The following is a 17,603-nucleotide window of genomic DNA, read 5'->3' on the forward strand; positions in this document are numbered from 1 at the left end:
CATTTCCTGAGTTACGGCTTTTGAGAAGCAGAGAGTGGAGAAGCTGTTTGCAGATAGTGCTCTGCAACGTCCAGCATTCGGTTGGCAAAACCCCATTCGTTGTCGAACCAGGCCAGGATATTCACAAGCTTGGGCCCGGAAACCCGGGTCTGACTGGCATCGACGATCGCCGAATGAGGGTCATGGTTGAAATCACAGCTTGCGTGCGGCAACTCGGTATAGGCCAGCAAGCCTTTGAGCGGGCCGCTGGTGGCAGCCTCGCGCAAAATCCGGTTGATCTCGGTGGCGTCCGTCGCGGTCGCGGTCTGCATCGTAATGTCGAGGCAGGACACATTCACCGTCGGCACCCGCACGGCTTTGGCCTGAATTCTCCCGGCAAGTTCCGGTAACAGGCGTTCGATGCCACGTGCCAGACCAGTGGACACCGGAATCACCGACTGGAACGCCGAACGGGTGCGGCGCAGGTCTTCGTGGTGATAGGCGTCGATGACAGGCTGGTCGTTCATTGCCGAATGGATGGTGGTGATCGACACGTAATCCAGGCCAATGGCCTTATCCAGCAAGCGCAGCAGCGGCACACCGCAATTGGTGGTGCATGACGCGTTGGACACGAGCAGCTCGTCGCCCGTCAGGCAATCCTGGTTCACGCCGTAGACGATGGTGGCGTCGACATCGGCCTCGCTGGCCATCGGCTGGGAAAACAGCACCCTCGGCGCGCCGGCGTTGAGGAACCGCTGGCCGTCTTCACGGGTGTGGTAAGCGCCGGAGCATTCCAGCACCAGATCGACGTCCAGCGACGCCCAATCGATGCCTTCGGGGGTGGCACTGCGCAGGACCTTCACGCAGACGCCATTAATATGCAGACAATCGCCGTCGACCTTCACCTCACCGGGGAAACGCCCGTGGGTGGAGTCGAAGCGTGTCAGGTATTCGATGCTGGCCATATCGGCCAGATCGTTGATCGCAACAATTTCAAACCCGGCCTTTTCGCCACGCTCGAACAACGCACGCAAGACGCAACGACCAATCCGGCCGTAGCCGTTTAGTGCAACTTTGTAGGGACGCGGTTGGGGCATGGGGTTCTCGATGGACGCAGGCAGACGAATTCTTATTAACAACACAACCTCTGTAGGAGCTGCCGAAGGCTGCGATCTTTTGATCTTCCAAACGATCAAGATCAAAAGATCGCAGCCTTCGACAGCTCCTACAGGGGACCGCGGCGGTCATAAAAACCGCCGCGTCGTGCTTAGTCTTCCAGCAGCTCTTCAGCCTGACCCAGGATATTTTCCAGGGTGAAGCCGAACTCTTCGAACAAGGCAGGCGCAGGCGCCGACTCGCCGTAGGTGGTCATGCCGATGACGCGACCTTCCAGGCCCACGTACTTGTACCAGTAGTCCGCATGAGCGGCCTCGATGGCGATACGGGCGCTGACCTGCAACGGCAGAACCGCTTGCTTGTAACCGGCGTCCTGAGCATCGAACACGCTGGTGCAAGGCATCGAAACAACACGCACCTTACGACCTTGTTCGGTCAGTTTGTCGTAAGCCTGAACGGTCAGGCCGACCTCGGAACCGGTGGAGATCAGGATCAGCTCAGGCTCGCCCTCGCAGTCCTTCAACACGTAACCGCCACGAGCGATGTCGGCGATCTGGCCGGCGTCACGCTCCTGGTGCTGCAGGTTCTGACGCGAGAAGATCAGCGCCGAAGGGCCGTCCTTGCGTTCCAGCGCCAGTTTCCAGCAAACGGCCGATTCAACGGCATCGGCTGGACGCCAGGTGTCGAGGTTCGGCGTGCTGCGCAGGCTGGTCAATTGCTCGACCGGCTGGTGAGTCGGGCCGTCTTCGCCCAGACCGATGGAGTCGTGGGTGTAGACGAACACCACGCGCTTCTTCATCAGCGACGCCATGCGTACTGCGTTGCGTGCGTATTCCATGAACATCAGGAAAGTCGCGCCGTAAGGCACCAGACCGCCGTGCAGGGACACGCCGTTCATGATCGCGCTCATACCGAACTCGCGAACGCCGTAGTACATGTAGTTGCCGCTGGCATCTTCAGCCGAAACGCCCTTGCAGCCTTTCCACAGGGTCAGGTTGGAGCCGGCCAGGTCAGCGGAGCCGCCCAGCAGTTCAGGCAACAGCGGGCCATAGGCATTCAGTGCGTTCTGGCTGGCTTTACGGCTGGCGATGGTCTCGCCCTTGGCCGCGACTTCAGCGATGTAGGCAGATGCTTTTTCAGCGAAGTCAGCCGGCAGTTCGCCGCTCAGACGACGGACCAGTTCGTTGGCCAGCTCAGGGAAAGCAGCGGAGTAGGCAGCGAAACGCTGATCCCATTCGGCTTCAGCCGCGAGGCCTGCTTCCTTGGCGTCCCACTCGGCGTAGATGTCAGCCGGGATTTCGAATGGACCGTGGTTCCAGTTCAGCGCTGTGCGGGTCAGCGCGATTTCCGCGTCACCCAGCGGGGCGCCGTGGCAGTCTTCTTTACCCTGCTTGTTCGGCGAACCGAAACCGATGGTGGTTTTGCAGCAGATCAGCGTCGGTTGCTCGCTTTTGCGTGCGGTCTCGATGGCTGTCTTGATTTCTTCAGGGTCGTGACCGTCGACGTTGCGGATCACCTGCCAGTTGTAGGCTTCGAAACGCTTCGGCGTGTCGTCGGTGAACCAGCCCTCGACTTCGCCGTCGATGGAGATGCCGTTGTCGTCGTAGAAAGCGATCAGCTTGCCCAGGCCCAGGGTGCCGGCCAGGGAACCCACTTCGTGGGAAATGCCTTCCATCATGCAGCCATCACCCAGGAACACGTAGGTGTGGTGGTCAACGACGTTGTGGCCAGGACGGTTGAACTGCGCCGCCAGCACTTTTTCTGCCAGGGCGAAACCGACGGCGTTAGCCAGGCCTTGGCCCAGTGGACCGGTGGTGGTTTCAACGCCCGGGGTGTAGCCGAATTCCGGGTGACCCGGCGTACGGCTGTGCAGCTGGCGGAAGTTTTTCAGGTCATCGATCGACAGGTCATAGCCGGTCAGGTGCAGCAGCGAGTAGATCAACATCGAGCCGTGACCGTTGGACAGCACGAAGCGGTCACGGTCGGCGAACGATGGATTGCTCGGGCTGTGCTTCAGGAAGTCACGCCAAAGTACTTCGGCGATATCCGCCATACCCATAGGGGCACCGGGATGGCCGCTGTTGGCTTTTTGCACGGCATCCATGCTGAGGGCACGAATGGCGTTGGCACGCTCACGACGGCTGGGCATCGCTGTTCTCCTGGGGATTGATTAAAACGAATCGGAAAAAAGGCGAGCATTTTCCCTCACCGACCGGCCTCGGGGCAATGACAGATAGTCATCCGGGGACGTTTTTCCCATGGATAGCGGTGGTTTCGGTTGGTGAAACCTTTCCGCTGCTCGTTTGTAGAGTGGACCAGGCACGCAGAAGTGCCATCTATCGAGCAATATCAAAACTTTTTGATATTGCCCTTGCGGTGTTTTCGACCCGTGACTAGACTGCCGGCCTTATGAATTTACGCGCGCCTTCCATTCGACATGACGATTGCGACGATCTGTCGGCCCTCTGCAAGGCCGCCGGTGATCCTCTGCGCCTGAATGTATTGCGTGCGCTGGCCAACGATTCGTTTGGCGTACTGGAACTGGCGCAGATCTTCGGTATGGGCCAATCGGGCATGAGCCATCACCTCAAGGTGTTGTCCCAGGCCGGGCTGGTGGCGACTCGCCGTGAAGGCAATGCGATCTTCTACCGTCGCGCCCTGCCCCACACCGACCTGCCAGGCGGCAAGCTGCACGCCGCCTTGCTCGAAGAGGTCGACAACCTGACCCTGCCTGCGGACGTTCGCTCTCGTATCGCCCAGGTTCATGGCCAACGAGCAGCGGCCAGCCAGGATTTTTTTTCACGGGTCGCGGAGAAGTTTCGCGCTCAGCAAGACTTGATTGCCGGCCTGCCGCAGTACCGCGAAAGTGTGGTGGCCCTGCTCGACAAGTTGAGTTTCAACGACGGCGCCACAGCTATTGAAGTCGGCCCCGGTGACGGCGCTTTCCTGCCGGAACTGGCGCGCCGCTTTACGCAGGTCACAGCGCTGGACAACAGCCCGGCAATGCTCGAACTGGCGCGCCAGGTGTGCGAGCGCGAGTCGTTGGCTAACGTCAGCCTGCAGCTGGCCGATGCATTGAATGGCGTCAGCCTAGAGGCCGACTGCGTTGTACTGAACATGGTGCTGCACCATTTTGCCGCGCCGGCTGATGCGCTCAAGCACATGGCCGGCTTGCTGAAACCGGGCGGAAGCCTGTTAGTGACAGAGTTATGTAGCCACAACCAGAGTTGGGCCAAGGAGGCCTGCGGTGATCTCTGGCTGGGGTTTGAACAGGACGATCTGGCCCGTTGGGCCACCGCTGCGGGACTCGTTCCCGGGGAAAGCCTCTATGTAGGCTTACGTAATGGTTTCCAGATTCAGGTCCGCCATTTTCAGCGACCGCCTGGCGACACTCACCATCGGTAAATTCAGGAAAACATCGAGATGAGCGAATACTCCCTCTTCACCTCCGAGTCCGTGTCTGAAGGGCATCCGGACAAAATCGCCGATCAGATTTCTGACGCGGTGCTGGACGCAATCATTGCTGAAGACAAGTTCGCCCGTGTGGCGTGCGAGACTCTGGTGAAAACGGGTGTGGCGATCATCGCCGGCGAAGTCACCACTTCGGCCTGGGTTGACCTGGAGCAGATCGTCCGTGACGTGATCACCGACATCGGCTACACCAGCTCCGATGTTGGCTTCGACGGTGCGACTTGCGGCGTGATGAATATCATCGGCAAGCAGTCCCCTGACATCAACCAGGGTGTCGACCGCGCCAAGCCTGAAGATCAGGGCGCCGGCGACCAGGGCCTGATGTTCGGCTACGCCAGCAACGAAACCGACGTGCTGATGCCAGCGCCAATCACCTTCTCTCACCAGTTGGTGCAGCGTCAGGCCGATGCGCGCAAATCCGGCCTGTTGCCTTGGCTGCGTCCGGACGCCAAGTCCCAGGTCACCTGCCGTTACGAAAACGGCAAGGTTGTCGGTATCGACGCCGTTGTTCTGTCGACCCAGCACAACCCGGAAGTGTCGTACAAAGACCTGCGCGAAGGCGTGATGGAGCTGATCGTCAAGCACGTGCTGCCTGCCGAACTGCTGCACAAGGACACCCAGTTCCACATCAACCCGACAGGTCAGTTCATCATCGGTGGCCCGGTGGGCGACTGCGGCCTGACCGGTCGCAAGATCATCGTCGACACATACGGCGGCATGGCCCGTCACGGTGGCGGTGCGTTCTCCGGTAAAGATCCATCGAAGGTTGACCGTTCGGCAGCCTACGCCGGTCGTTACGTAGCCAAGAACATCGTCGCTGCGGGCCTGGCCGAGCGTTGCGAGATTCAGGTTTCCTACGCGATTGGCGTTGCACAGCCGACGTCGATCTCGTTGAACACCTTCGGCACCGGCAAGATCAGCGATGAAAAAATCATCAACCTGGTCCGTGAAGTGTTCGACCTGCGTCCTTACGCAATCACCACCATGCTCGACCTGCTGCACCCGATGTATCAGGAAACCGCTGCCTACGGCCACTTCGGTCGCACGCCGCAAACCAAGACCGTGGGCGACGATACGTTCACCACGTTCACCTGGGAAAAAACCGATCGCGCCGAGTCTCTGCGCGCTGCTGCCGGTCTGTAAAGCTTCCCCGGCGGTACCAAAAGCCCTGCACGGTTCGCCGTGTGGGGCTTTTTATTGACGTGCGCGTGGCACCGAGTCGCATCAGAAACACCAGGCAAAACACCCACACTTCCACCCAGGCAATACTGACTAATCTTTGAGCACCCCATTGAGCAAGGACGCTCACGATGCGCTTATTGATCGCTTTCCTCCTGACGTTCTCCTGCATGGCCATCAACGCCACCGAATGCCCCGACTGGCACACTCCCCGCGCCCAAGCTGAAATCACCAGCCTGCAAAAAAAAATCGATCTATGGGACGACACCTATCATCGCCAGGGCCGTTCACTTGTTGCCGACGAACTCTATGACCAATCCCTCGCGCAACTGACAACGTGGCGTAAATGTTTCAACCTCAGCACTCCCGCGAAACCGTTGCGCACCGCTGGCGGCCCCGTTGCTCACCCCATCGTCCACACCGGCCTGGAAAAGCTGAGTGATGCACGCGCCGTCAAAGCCTGGTTGAAGGATCGCAACGATGTCTGGGTGCAACCAAAGGTCGACGGCGTGGCGGTCACGCTGGTTTACCAAAACGGTCAACTGACTCAGGCGATCAGCCGTGGCGACGGGGTCAAAGGGCAGGATTGGACGGCGTCCGCTCGCCAGATCAAAGACATCCCCCAGCAACTGCGCCAACCACTGGACCTGGTGCTGCAAGGCGAGCTTTTTTGGCGCCTGACCGATCACGTCCAGGCCACGGCCGGCAGCCTCAACGCACGGGGCACGGTAGCCGGATTGATGGCCCGCAAGGAACTGAGCGCTGAGCTTGCCGCGGGTATCGGTTTGTTTGTCTGGGATTGGCCACAGGGCCCGGCCAATTTGCCCGCACGCCTGGCGGCACTGGACAAATTGGGTTTCCCGGGGACGGCGCGCTTCAGCCACCCGATCCGGGCTTTTGCCGACGCCGAGCGCTGGCGTGAACACTGGTATCGCTCTCCACTGCCCTTCACCAGCGACGGTATCGTCTTGCGCCAGGAGCAACGTCCCCCGGCGGATCGCTGGCAAGCCAAAGCGCCTTACTGGATTGTGGCCTGGAAGTATCCATTCGCCCAGACGCTGGCCGAGGTGAGCAAGGTTCAGTTCAAGATTGGCCGGACCGGGAGGATCACACCGGTGCTGGATTTGGCACCGGTTTGGCTCGATGACCGGCAGATCAAGCGTGTCAGTGTCAGCTCCCTGCGACGCTGGGAGGAGATGGATATTCGTCCCGGCGATCAGGTGTCCATCAGTCTGGCGGGGCTGACCATTCCCAGACTGGACAGCGTTGTGCTGCGCAGCACCGAGCGTGTTGAGTTGGCCGTGCCGCTGGCAGCAGATTTTCATCAGCTCAGTTGCTGGCAACCCACGCCGGGATGCGAGGGTCAGTTTCTCGCGCGTCTGACCTGGCTCAGCGGCAAGCAGGGACTGGCCATGCCCCATGTCGGCCCCGGCATCTGGGAGAAACTTCTCGAAACAGGCCGTCTAAACAACCTGTTGGATTGGTTGACCCTCGATGCTCAAGAGCTTGCTAACATTAACGGCTTCGGCGAGCGCAGCACGGCTCGTCTGTTAAACAGTTTCAACAGTGCCCGGGAACGTCCCTTCTCGCACTGGCTCAAAGCGCTGGGTTTACCGCCGACGGGACAGGCAGTACTTGCGGATTCATGGCAGGAGCTGGCGCAACGAAACACCGAACAATGGCAGGCTGAAGCCGGTATCGGCCCGGGACGCGCGGCGCAATTGAGCGCCTTTTTCCGCGACCCGCAGGTCCTGGCCTTGAGCGAAACATTACGTATGGCGGGCATCGACGGTTTCTAGCAGCCGGCGATGTCCAACCACCCGGGAACCCAAAGTGTCGACAAGGGCTCAAACAGCCCGACGCCACTCGACCCGTTTGCCTCTGCACATGGAGCTTTTATGAAATTTCTTTCTTCGCTCGCCCTGCTGACCCTTTGCAGTGCGATGGCTGCTCCACTGATGGCCGCCGAAGAGGCCCCGGGCCTGACCGGTTGCGCGGCCAAGAAACAAGGCATCATCAACCAGATCGAACTGGCCAAGTCTCACGGCAACGCGGATCAGCAGGCCGGGCTGGAAAAAGCCCTCAGCGAAGTCACCGCTCATTGCACCGACGCCTCGCTGCAAAAGGAACGGGAAAACAAGGTCCTCGACGCCAAGCATGAAGTCAGCAAGCGTCAGGCGGATCTTGATAAGGCCATGAAAAAAGGCGACCCGGAAAAGATCAACAAGCGCAAAGACAAACTCGCCGAGTCCCGCAAGGAATTGCAGGAAGCGCTGGACGAGCTGGATAAGTAACATCGTTCAAGATCAAAAGATCGTCCGAACGCGGTCGATCTTTTAATTAATCAATGATCCCGAAACTCTTTATGGCACGCACTGCAGGCGTCTTCGACTTTTTGCACCGCCGGCCCAAGGTTGCTCACCTTGTAAGGTTGAACCTGGCTGGCGATCACCAGTTCACCGGTGGCCGCTTCAAGGTGGCGGGCCATTTCCTGGAAGCGTGCCTGTTTCTGCCAGACATCATCCTTGGCGCTGGTGTGATCTTCTTCGCGCACCTGCGGGAAATGTTTCCATGGTTCACGGGACAACGCATCAAGCTTCACGGCGCCCTCGGCGAACTTCGGACCGTCGAACGGAATACGACCGCGCAACATGCCACCCAGGTCTTCGCCGGTCTTGAGCATTTGTTTGAAGATCGCCTTGCGCTGGCCCAGTGGGGAGTTCGGGTCGACACCGCCGCAGGCAGACAACGTCAGGCAGGCCAGCAATACAACTGAAAATCTTTTAAGAATCATGGTGGCTTCAGGTCACGGGAACGGCGGCCAGTATCCTCGCGTCATCGATAAAGACCAATAGCCCTATTATCAATACGGGTTGTTCGAGCGCATGGAGCACTCGGGCAACCGTCAAAGGAATTACTCCATGATTAGCCGTATCAAGGCATGGCGTCACAGCCTGGCCTGGACCCTTCCGATGGTAGCCGTGCTCGCGGGCTGCACCGGTGGCGAAAACAACACCCCCAAAACCCACGCACTGGCGACCTATTCCAGCGCTACCTGGGAAGCACTGCCGGCAGTCTCCGACAGCGATCTGATCGCCGGTTTCGGCTCATGGCGCAGCGCCTGCAACCGGCTCAAGGCCGACCCGGTCTGGGGCTCGACCTGCGCGGCTTCTGCCAATGTGCCGCAAACCGCCAACGAGATTCGCGGGTTCCTGAAACAGCACCTGGATGTCTACGGGCTGCGCGCCGCCAATGACAACCCCAACGGGTTGATCACTGGCTACTACGAGCCGGTCTACCCCGGCAGCCTGACGCAAACCGCGGCGGCGAACATCCCGGTGTACGGCGTGCCCGAAGACATGATCATCGTCTCTCTGGACAGCATTTATCCCGAGCTCAAGGGCAAGCGCCTGCGGGGACGCCTCGAAGGTCGCGTGCTCAAGCCATACGACGATGCCGCCACCATTGAAACCAAAGGGGTCAAGGCACCTGTCGTGGCCTGGCTGACCGATCCGATGAACCTGCAATTCCTGCAGATCCAGGGTTCGGGTCGTATTCAGCTCGATGACGGACGCCAGTTGCGCATTGCGTATGCCGATCAGAACGGTCACCCGTATCGACCGATCGGCCGCTGGCTGGTGGAGCAAGGCGAGCTGAAGAAAGAAGACGTGACCATGGGCGCCATCAGCGATTGGGCCAAGGCCAATCCGCTGCGCATCCCGGAACTGCTCGGCAGTAACCCAAGCTATGTGTTCTTCACCCGAAATCCCGACAGCAACGAAGGCCCTCGCGGCTCGTTGAACGTACCGTTGACGGCCGGCTACAGCGCGGCGGTGGACCGCAAGGTGATTCCGCTGGGCAGTCTGCTGTGGCTATCAACAACGCGACCGGACGGCACGGCACTGGTTCGCCCGGTAGCGGCTCAGGACACCGGCGGGGCGATTGCCGGTGAAGTACGTGCAGATCTGTTCTGGGGCACCGGTGAAGCGGCCGGACAGTTGGCCGGGGACATGAAACAGCAGGGACAGATCTGGATGTTGTGGCCTAAGGGCGCGGCGCTGCCGCAGGTCCCTCAGGTGGCTGACAAAATTTAAAGTCAAAAGATCGCAGGCTTCGCCAGCTCCTACAGGGATACGCACCTATCCCTGGTAGGCGCTGTCGGGTGAAACGAGGCTGCGATCTTTTGATCTTGTTTTCAGGCCGACACCACAAAGAAACTCACAATCAAGCCCATCCCCACAAACCACACCAACGAGCGAAAGATCGCCCAGTCCGCCAGGTAGCAAATGATGAACAGCAGCCGGCTGGTAATGAACAATACGGCCAGCACATTGACCGTCACCAACTGGGCGGTGCCCACCAGGTGAGCCACGATCACCGCCGCAGCAAAAAACGGGGTCACTTCGAAGCTGTTCAGTTGCGCCGCATAGGCGCGCCTGCCCAAACCGTTCAGTGAATCGAGAAAGTCCCGGGGATCATGATTGTCTTTCAGCGTGAACCGGCCGCTGATCTTGGCAACACCCGTGCAAAGGTAAGGCAGGCAAAACGCGATCAATACGCACCACAGAGCAACCGTCATAAATCAGTCCCTTTTTCAGTATTTGAATTTTTATCAGTCATTAAAATTTCATCATCAACATGCCGATCAGTAGCCGCCCACAGGCTAAGAACCGTGGTCGGCCGAAAGGTTCTTTCAGGTAACGCATACCAACCAACATCATCAGCATCACACTGATCATGACGTGTAGGGGCTGTCGAGTGAAACGAGGCTGCGATCTTTTGATCTTGTCCTTGAAAAAGCAAAATCAAAAGATCGCAGCCTCGTTTCACTCGACAGCTCCTACGAGGTTTGCGCGGAGAATTGATTCGCGATATGTCAGCAGCTGTTTATACTGCAAGCGACCACGCCGCACTCAGTTGCGCACAGACTAATTCCAATAATTTTTGCCCGCGCCCGTTCTGATCCAGATCGGACGTCGGCATGCGTATGCCTGATCACAGCGTCAAGACTACCGACAGAGACCTTGCGCATGCCACTCGCTTTGCTTGCCCTTGCTGTTGCCGCATTCGGCATCGGCACCACTGAATTCGTCATCATGGGCCTGCTACCCGACGTCGCTCGCGACCTCGCTGTGAGCATTCCCCACGCCGGCCTGCTGATTACCGGTTACGCCCTGGGCGTGGTGTTCGGGGCGCCAATCCTCGCGGTCGGCACCGCCAACATGCCGCGCAAAGCCACGCTGCTGGGCATGACCCTGATGTTCATCCTCGGCAACATCCTTTGCGCATTGGCGCCCAACTACGCCACGTTGATGGCCGCGCGTGTGGTCACGGCGCTGTGCCACGGTGCATTTTTCGGCATCGGCTCAGTGGTGGCCGCCGGCCTCGTGGCACCGAACAAACGCGCCCAGGCGATTGCCATGATGTTCACCGGACTGACCCTGGCCAACGTGCTTGGCGTGCCGTTAGGTACTGCGCTCGGACAATACGCCGGTTGGCGCTCGACGTTCTGGGCGGTGTCGGTGATTGGTGTGATTGCCGCTATCGCGCAGTGGGTCTGGCTACCAAAGGACATCGCCATGGACAAAGCCAACCTGGCCAGCGAGTTCAAAGTGCTGGGCAAGGGCAACGTGTTGATGGCGCTGGGCATGAGCGTGCTGGCATCGACCAGCCTGTTCAGCGTGTTCACCTACATCGCGCCGATCCTGCAGGACATCACCGGCGTCAGCCCGCATGGCGTGACCATCATGCTGCTGTTGTTCGGCGTAGGTTTGACGGCGGGCAGCATGCTTGGCGGTCGACTGGCGGACAGTCGTTTGCTGCCGTCGCTGGTGGGCATGGCGCTGGCGACAGTCGTGGTGCTGGCCGCCTTCACGCAGACCAGCCATTCGGTGATCCCGGCGGCAATCACGCTGGTGTTGTGGGGGATTTTTGCCTTCGCCCTGTGCCCGATCCTGCAACTGCTGATCATCGACCAGGCCCATGAGGCACCGAACCTGGGTTCGACGCTGAACCAGAGTGCGTTCAACCTCGGCAATGCGGCGGGCGCCTGGATCGGTGGGCTGGTCGTGGCCAGCGGCGCCGACCTGGCCGACCTGCCCTGGACCGGCGCGCTGGTCAGCTGCGTGACCGTGCTTGCCGCGCTGTACTTTATCTATCGGCAACGGCGCGAAGCACAGCTGGCCAATGTGGTGGGCTGAAACAACCCTAATCTTTCGGCTAACAGAAACATGTGGCGAGGGAGCTTGCTCCCGCTGGGCTGCGCAGCGGCCCCGCTTTTATCAAAAAGAATGGGACTGCTACGCAGTCCAGCGGGAGCAAGCTCCCTCGCCACACATTCAGTGCGACCCTCGACTAACAGGATTCGTGATCAAAGCGCCTGCACAATAATCTGGCTTTTCAGATCATTGATCATCAGCTCCGCCGTCGCCCTCATCGCCTGAAAGTCCTCAGGTGTGCACACCGCGCGTGGGTGCTTGAACGCGAAACGCCGTTTGACCACCACCGCGTTGGCCTCACGGGCGTACGTGGCGCTGTAGTCGAAGCGTTCCCCGCTCAACGAAACCGCTTTGGGGGCGGCGAGAATGCTCACATCTTTCGGAAATTCGAAACGCGCCTGCTCCTCAGTCACGCCGGATATACAGGTGAATGCCTGAGTCCGATCCTGCTCCATGAGAAAGCCAAATACGTTTTGCGCAATGCCGCCGGACAGACTGCTCATGGTCAACACACCGATGGGACCGGGCAGGTTGACCAGGTTGTCCACGCGCCCCGCCAGCTTCATTTCATAATCGTCACCCGTGCCTTCAAGCTCCCCGGCATTGAACTTGCCCGTGCCATTGAGTCCGTACGAGGCGAGGACCTGCTGGATCATCTGATCGCGATTGGTCGGCGTCATGGACTTCATGCCGTAGCGGTTCATTTCCGCCGCCCAACCGACCACACGGGACGTGTGAGTGAAGTCTGCCGCGCCCGTTTTCGAGACCTTGTACAGCGTGTCGTTTTTCACCAGGCCATCCTGCTCGGCCGGTGTGCGCCCCAGATCGCCCGACTTGGTCAGCACCACCGGTTTATCCAGTACCAGCACCGGCAGGTAGCCGCCAGCAACGCCCTCGGCGGTCGAGTCCAGGTACAGGTTCAGGCTCGGCACATAAGTGATCGCGTGGTTCAGTACGCCCAGGGTCGGCACCTTCGGTAGCTCATAGGCATTGCCCAAGCTGACAAGGGCAGGCGTGCTTTCGATCCCTGCTGCGACCAGCAACGCTTCGAGCAATGCCACGTGGTCCTTACAGTCGCCATAACGATTGCCCAGAATCGTTTCCACCGAATGCGGCACGACACCGCCCGCGCCGACATAAACAGCCACATAGCGAATGTTCCTGCGCACCCATTCATTCAGGGCGATGGCCTTGGCCCGAGGGGTGTCGAGTTTAGCGGTAATGGTTTTGGCCAGTTCGCGGACCTGCGGCGTGACATTGACGTGGGCCCGGGAATCGTAGGCTTTGGCGAACTCGGCAAAATCAGTGAAGGTGGAGACCGCCAGGTATTGGCCGTAATCCAGATACGACACCGCCCCCTGCTCTATCCGCGCCTTGTCGGCAGGCACGTAGTCCCAACGATAAATCCTGCGACCGGGCGCCGCGGTCTCCGATGACGCACTGAATCCTTTTGCGTCCGCGTTCAGGTGCATTTTCTCAGGCAGGTCATAGATCAGCGTGAGTTGCCGGGTGGGGTAGAACATCGGAGCGGTCAAGTCTTCAAACTGATTGGGAAACAACGCCGTCACGCGATTCTTCTTGTACTGGAGCACCAGGCGATCACCCACGGCGACCTCCGGAAAGATCACCACTTTCACCCGCGTATCCTGAAACATCGGCGCCTGGGTAGAGGCCTGTTCCTGTTGTTCCTTGATCTGCTCGGGCTTGACCACGACTTTGCGGCCATCGGACTTTTGCGTATAGGCCTCAACCACATCCAGGGTTTCGAGGGTGCGGTTGTAGCTCAGTGAGCGTTGCGCATGTTCCTTGATGGCCCGCTCTTCATTGATCAGGTAAACCGTGTCACTGGTGACGACAAAACTGCCATCGGCATTGATGACATTCGCCTGGATTTCTTTCTCGATCGTTACCGAAAGGTCGGTGCCATCGTCCTTGGCCTGAGCCGTGCCGAACGTCATGACCATCAGTACAAACGCGCCAAGAAGGCGCGCTGGAGGGGAAACTGAAAATTGCATAAAGATCCGTCTTCAATAAATGGGAAGCGTTCGCAATATACAACAAACGCTGTGCCATCATTCCGACAGGTTAAAAATTTATCTTTGATTTCATGCGCTTATCTGCCCGCCTCTTGATCCGCCAACGCGGTCACTACCTGCTTCTCGATTTCCTTCTCATCGAGTCCGCGACCGAAGTGTTTGAGGTAGCGTCCCTGACTGTCGAGCAAAAACAGAATCGTCGAGTGATCCATCATGTATTGCCCCGGTTGATCACCGTAAGGGGCTTTCTTGTAATACACGTGATAGGCATCGGTAATGCGGGCGATCTCCTGTGCCGAACCGGTCAGTCCCACAAAGTCGCTGGCGAAGTACTTCACGTAGACCTTGAGCTTGTCCGGCGTGTCACGCTCCGGGTCGACCGTGACGAACACCGGACGCACCTTGATGCCCTGCTGCTGTTGCAGCTGGCGACTGATGCGGGCCATTTTCGCCAGGTCCGTGGGGCAGATATCCGGGCAGGTGAGGAAACCAAAATAGAGCAGTGTCGGCTCGCCAAAGCTGCGTTCAGTGACGCGCTGGCCATTCTGATTGGTCAGTTGAAACGGCCCGCCGATATCGGTGCGCGTCGCGGCCACCGCATCGGCCGCCAACCCCATCAAGAGCATCACGCTGGCTGCCAGTAATAGCTTCATCGGTCAGAACCCTCCCGAATACGTGAGCGCCAGGCCCATCAGTTCCGACATCTCGCCATCCTCTTTCTGCGTACCCGCCGACAGCCCGAGTTTGACCTGGCCGGTGATGTTGTACGTCAGGCTGAGTTCGTTGAGGTAATCCTGCCGATCCGCGCTGCCCGTTGACTCACGATGCTTGTCGGTGCGAGTCGCACCCAGTGCCCAGTCACCGAAGTCGAAGGTCAGGGACGTGGTCAGGTAGCGCGTGTCATTGCCTTGAATCGCGTCTTCGTTTTCGACATCGGCGAATTCGATGAAGGGCACGATATCGAAATATCGTCCGTCCAGTGTCGGCTCCAGTTCCGTACTGGGCGCATAGGCCCAGATGTAGCGCGCCGAGGCGATCTTGATTTTCTCATCCGCCGCCTCCCCGAACGGCGGGCCGGACTGCACTACGTCATCCCCTTTTTTGTTCTCCATGTACCCCACCTGCATTTCGAGAAAGGGGATGGCCGGGATCGCCAGCCAATTCACCGACACGGCGTAGGAGTCGAGTTTGCCGGTGTTGGACGGACCGCCATCGGAGCGCTCGAGCTTCTCGCCGTGGCGCAGGTAGGGTCGGCCGAGGACCGTGTTGTCAGCGGTGTAGAGGCTGACGTTGGGCTCGATCATGCCCAATTGCTGATCGAAAAATCGATACGCCACCGTGCCACCGAGCATGCCGTCCAGGTCGTAGGTGCTGACGAAATCCTCGGTGTAGAGCCCCGGCGCCTGATCCTGCGCACGACCGAAGGGCACGTGGTATTTGCCGACCATAAAGGCTGAATTGGCGTTGTTCTGGTAATAGTTGAGGTCGTTGATCACCAGCCCCACGTCTTCAAAAAACCGCTTTTGCCCAGGCTCGGGCCCTTGCACAGGATTGATCTCGGTTGACAGCTGAATCTGCTGATCGTGGGTAAAACGGAAATAGAAGGTGCTGTTGATATCCGGGTACGCATCGGTGCTGTTGCGGTTACCACCTTGAGGGGTGTCGCCATGCACATGGTCGTACTGAAACGTCGCGTCGTAATCCATGCCCACGTTGGGGTATTGCCCGTCATCGGCCAACACCAGGTCAACGCCCCATACTGATCCCAACAGCAACACAGCCAAGCGATAGTGACTCATGGCGCTCCCCCCTTATTTGACGAGCGGGATCGACGGGCTGGACGTTTTCGGGTCCTGTCCGGTGTTGCGCAGGAAGGCGCACAACTGATTGTTTTCGCCGTACAGGCCGCCCAAGGGTTCGAGCTTGACCGCTTGCTCGTAGTCTTCGGGTTTGACCACCTGGATCGCCTGCATCATGCCGCCGTCCTCGTGTTCGAGGATGTGGCAGTGATAGACGAATTTGCCCAGGATCACCGGATCGCGAAACGGAATGCGCACGGTGATCGAGCCGGTGGCGGGGATAAACACATTGTCCCGGTAGCCACTGAACTCCACGGATTTGCCGTTGATTTCGGTGACCTGAAAATCCACCTGGTGAATGTGGAACTGGTGCAATTCCTGAGACGGGTTCAACAGGCGCCACTCTTCCACATCCCCGAGCTTGACCGTGGTGTTGACCTTGTCCAGTTCGAAGCGGGTGCCATTGATCAGGAACGCATTGGGGTCGGTGTCGGAATCCTGGAAGACGAACTGGCGCGTCTTGTTCACCGCCTGTTTGCTGAAGTCTTCGGCCGGTGGATAAGGGCTGGTGATCTGCCGGGTCGCTACCCGTTCACCACTGGAGCGCAGGATCGCCAGTTTGGCCGCCGGATAACTGTCCCCCGCCGGCCCGGTATCGGCCTCTCCCAAATCGACATCGTAGGAGCCCGCCGGTGGACCCACCACCAACACGCTGAACCGCGCCGACGGGCCAATCAGCACCTGGTCATCATCGACCCGGCGCGTGACGGTGTTGCCGTCCCGGGACAGGATCTGCATCTTCTGGCCGTTGATGCGAATCCGGAAATACTGGTTGGCGGCAATGTTGATGAAATGCCAGAGCTGGGTTTCGCCCGGCTTGATGTCGATGGTGGGCACTTCCTGGCCGTTGACCGTGCGAATCGACGGGGCGCTGGTGATGATTTCGCTCGCCACTTTGCCGGTCAGGGTTTTCTGGAAGTTACGCAGGACCAGCACTTGTTCCTTGATGCCCTTGAGCTCGGGGAATGGATCGAGCATGCCGTCAACCAGGATCGGCCCGGCAATCCCGGCAGACACCTGGCGCTGGGAGCCACCGTGGAAATGACTGTGATACCAGTAGGCGCCGGGGCTGTGCTCCGGGGGCAGCTTGACGTTGTATTCGCCCACCTGATGCGGCTGGGTCATGCGGAAAATGTTATCGCCCTCGTCCAGCGGCGACACCTGCATGCCGTGGAAATGCAGGTTGGTGATCTCGTCCATGCGGTTATCCAGGCGGATCGCCATGGTTCCACCCGGTCGCGTGCGGATCAGCGGGGAATCGTAATCGCCGTTGAACACCAACGAGACGTAACGCTCGTTACCCACATTGACCTGCTGCTCGGCCGCCGTCAGCGTGGCATGCGTGACGCCGCTGGCGTCGTAGGAAAACTCGGGATTCTTGCGCAATGGCTGGGATGCGGGCTCGGTGGCCTGTTGAGTTGTGCAACCGCTCAGTACCAGGGCTACCAGGCATGCGTAAAGCGTAAATCGGCAAACGCTTAAGGCTCTGGCCATGATGGTGACCTTCGGTGGCATCGTTGGAATGACATCTCTAATTCAATCCGCCTGCGCGTTGCCGAAGGTGACAAGTCGTCACCACGAAAGGCTCGAGGACACGTCTTTCGGGGCTCTACGTCATTTTTCGTGCAACTTTTGCAGTTTAGAACAGGTCCAGACCGGCGCAAGCCATCGGATCCAACGCCCTGAATGCAGGCGATAATCGGTCTGATTTCGATCATTTTTATCTTTAAAGCGGTGTTTTGGAG

The 17,603-nt window shown here is 59.1% G+C and carries 14 protein-coding genes and 1 pseudogene; 6 read left to right on the forward strand and 9 right to left on the reverse strand.

What is annotated here, in order from left to right; all coding sequences use genetic code 11:
* Window positions 1–11: 11 nt before the first annotated feature.
* Together epd and tkt are read right to left on the reverse strand one after the other, a co-directional pair.
* Window positions 12–1,076: an erythrose-4-phosphate dehydrogenase gene (gene epd / locus ACA063_RS27230; protein WP_162436154.1), complete on the reverse strand. Its 1,065-nt coding sequence runs from the start codon at window positions 1,074–1,076 to the stop codon at window positions 12–14.
* Between the two features lie 170 nt (window positions 1,077–1,246).
* Complete coding sequence (gene tkt, locus ACA063_RS27235) at window positions 1,247–3,244, reverse strand: transketolase (RefSeq protein ID WP_497664030.1); 1,998 nt, start codon at window positions 3,242–3,244, stop codon at window positions 1,247–1,249.
* A 260-nt stretch (window positions 3,245–3,504) separates the two neighbouring features.
* Between tkt and ACA063_RS27240 the strand changes: the two genes are divergently transcribed.
* The 4 genes from ACA063_RS27240 to ACA063_RS27255 all read left to right on the forward strand — a co-directional run bounded on the left by ACA063_RS27240 (window position 3,505) and on the right by ACA063_RS27255 (window position 8,039).
* Window positions 3,505–4,500 (forward strand): ArsR/SmtB family transcription factor, encoded by a 996-nt coding sequence (locus ACA063_RS27240; RefSeq protein WP_497664031.1) that lies wholly within the window; start codon window positions 3,505–3,507, stop codon window positions 4,498–4,500.
* 18 nt (window positions 4,501–4,518) lie between these two features.
* A complete protein-coding gene (metK, locus tag ACA063_RS27245) occupies window positions 4,519–5,709 on the forward strand; it encodes a methionine adenosyltransferase (RefSeq protein WP_162436151.1) in 1,191 nt (396 codons plus the stop codon).
* Between the two features lie 167 nt (window positions 5,710–5,876).
* Window positions 5,877–7,544: an NAD-dependent DNA ligase LigB gene (gene ligB / locus ACA063_RS27250; RefSeq protein WP_497664032.1), complete on the forward strand. Its 1,668-nt coding sequence runs from the start codon at window positions 5,877–5,879 to the stop codon at window positions 7,542–7,544.
* 99 nt (window positions 7,545–7,643) lie between these two features.
* A complete protein-coding gene (locus ACA063_RS27255; protein WP_194691057.1) occupies window positions 7,644–8,039 on the forward strand; it encodes a DUF1090 domain-containing protein in 396 nt (131 codons plus the stop codon).
* A 50-nt stretch (window positions 8,040–8,089) separates the two neighbouring features.
* Here the strand turns inward: ACA063_RS27255 and ACA063_RS27260 are convergent, their stop codons facing one another.
* Complete coding sequence (locus ACA063_RS27260) at window positions 8,090–8,539, reverse strand: c-type cytochrome (RefSeq protein ID WP_497664033.1); 450 nt, start codon at window positions 8,537–8,539, stop codon at window positions 8,090–8,092.
* Between the two features lie 127 nt (window positions 8,540–8,666).
* Between ACA063_RS27260 and mltA the strand changes: the two genes are divergently transcribed.
* The gene (gene mltA / locus ACA063_RS27265; protein WP_497664034.1) at window positions 8,667–9,839 is read left to right on the forward strand and encodes a murein transglycosylase A; all 1,173 of its coding nucleotides are present in this window, start codon (window positions 8,667–8,669) and stop codon (window positions 9,837–9,839) included.
* Between the two features lie 101 nt (window positions 9,840–9,940).
* Here mltA and ACA063_RS27270 read toward each other — a convergent pair whose 3' ends face one another.
* Window positions 9,941–10,324 carry an MAPEG family protein gene (locus tag ACA063_RS27270; RefSeq protein WP_497664035.1) on the reverse strand — a complete coding sequence of 128 codons (384 nt, stop codon included), beginning with the start codon at window positions 10,322–10,324 and terminating at the stop codon, window positions 9,941–9,943.
* Between the two features lie 40 nt (window positions 10,325–10,364).
* Window positions 10,365–10,481 (reverse strand): annotated as a pseudogene (locus ACA063_RS27275) (EamA family transporter); the annotation flags it as partial.
* 294 nt (window positions 10,482–10,775) lie between these two features.
* On the opposite strand from ACA063_RS27275, the gene ACA063_RS27280 reads away from it, so the two are divergent.
* Window positions 10,776–11,945 carry an MFS transporter gene (locus ACA063_RS27280; protein WP_497664036.1) on the forward strand — a complete coding sequence of 390 codons (1,170 nt, stop codon included), beginning with the start codon at window positions 10,776–10,778 and terminating at the stop codon, window positions 11,943–11,945.
* 170 nt (window positions 11,946–12,115) lie between these two features.
* On the opposite strand, the gene ACA063_RS27285 is transcribed toward ACA063_RS27280, so the two are convergent.
* From ACA063_RS27285 to ACA063_RS27300, 4 genes are all read right to left on the reverse strand, one after another.
* On the reverse strand, window positions 12,116–13,978 hold the full coding sequence (locus ACA063_RS27285; protein ID WP_497664037.1) for a DUF3857 domain-containing transglutaminase family protein: 1,863 nt from the start codon (window positions 13,976–13,978) through the stop codon (window positions 12,116–12,118).
* A 98-nt stretch (window positions 13,979–14,076) separates the two neighbouring features.
* The gene (locus ACA063_RS27290) at window positions 14,077–14,652 is read right to left on the reverse strand and encodes an SCO family protein (RefSeq protein ID WP_497664038.1); all 576 of its coding nucleotides are present in this window, start codon (window positions 14,650–14,652) and stop codon (window positions 14,077–14,079) included.
* Between the two features lie 3 nt (window positions 14,653–14,655).
* Window positions 14,656–15,798 carry a hypothetical protein gene (locus ACA063_RS27295; RefSeq protein ID WP_497664039.1) on the reverse strand — a complete coding sequence of 381 codons (1,143 nt, stop codon included), beginning with the start codon at window positions 15,796–15,798 and terminating at the stop codon, window positions 14,656–14,658.
* 12 nt (window positions 15,799–15,810) lie between these two features.
* Window positions 15,811–17,352, reverse strand: coding sequence for a multicopper oxidase family protein (locus ACA063_RS27300; protein ID WP_497664040.1), 1,542 nt, complete (start codon window positions 17,350–17,352; stop codon window positions 15,811–15,813).
* Window positions 17,353–17,603: the final 251 nt, after the last annotated feature.

The sequence above is a fragment of the Pseudomonas sp. LBUM1643 genome (assembly GCF_059716215.1).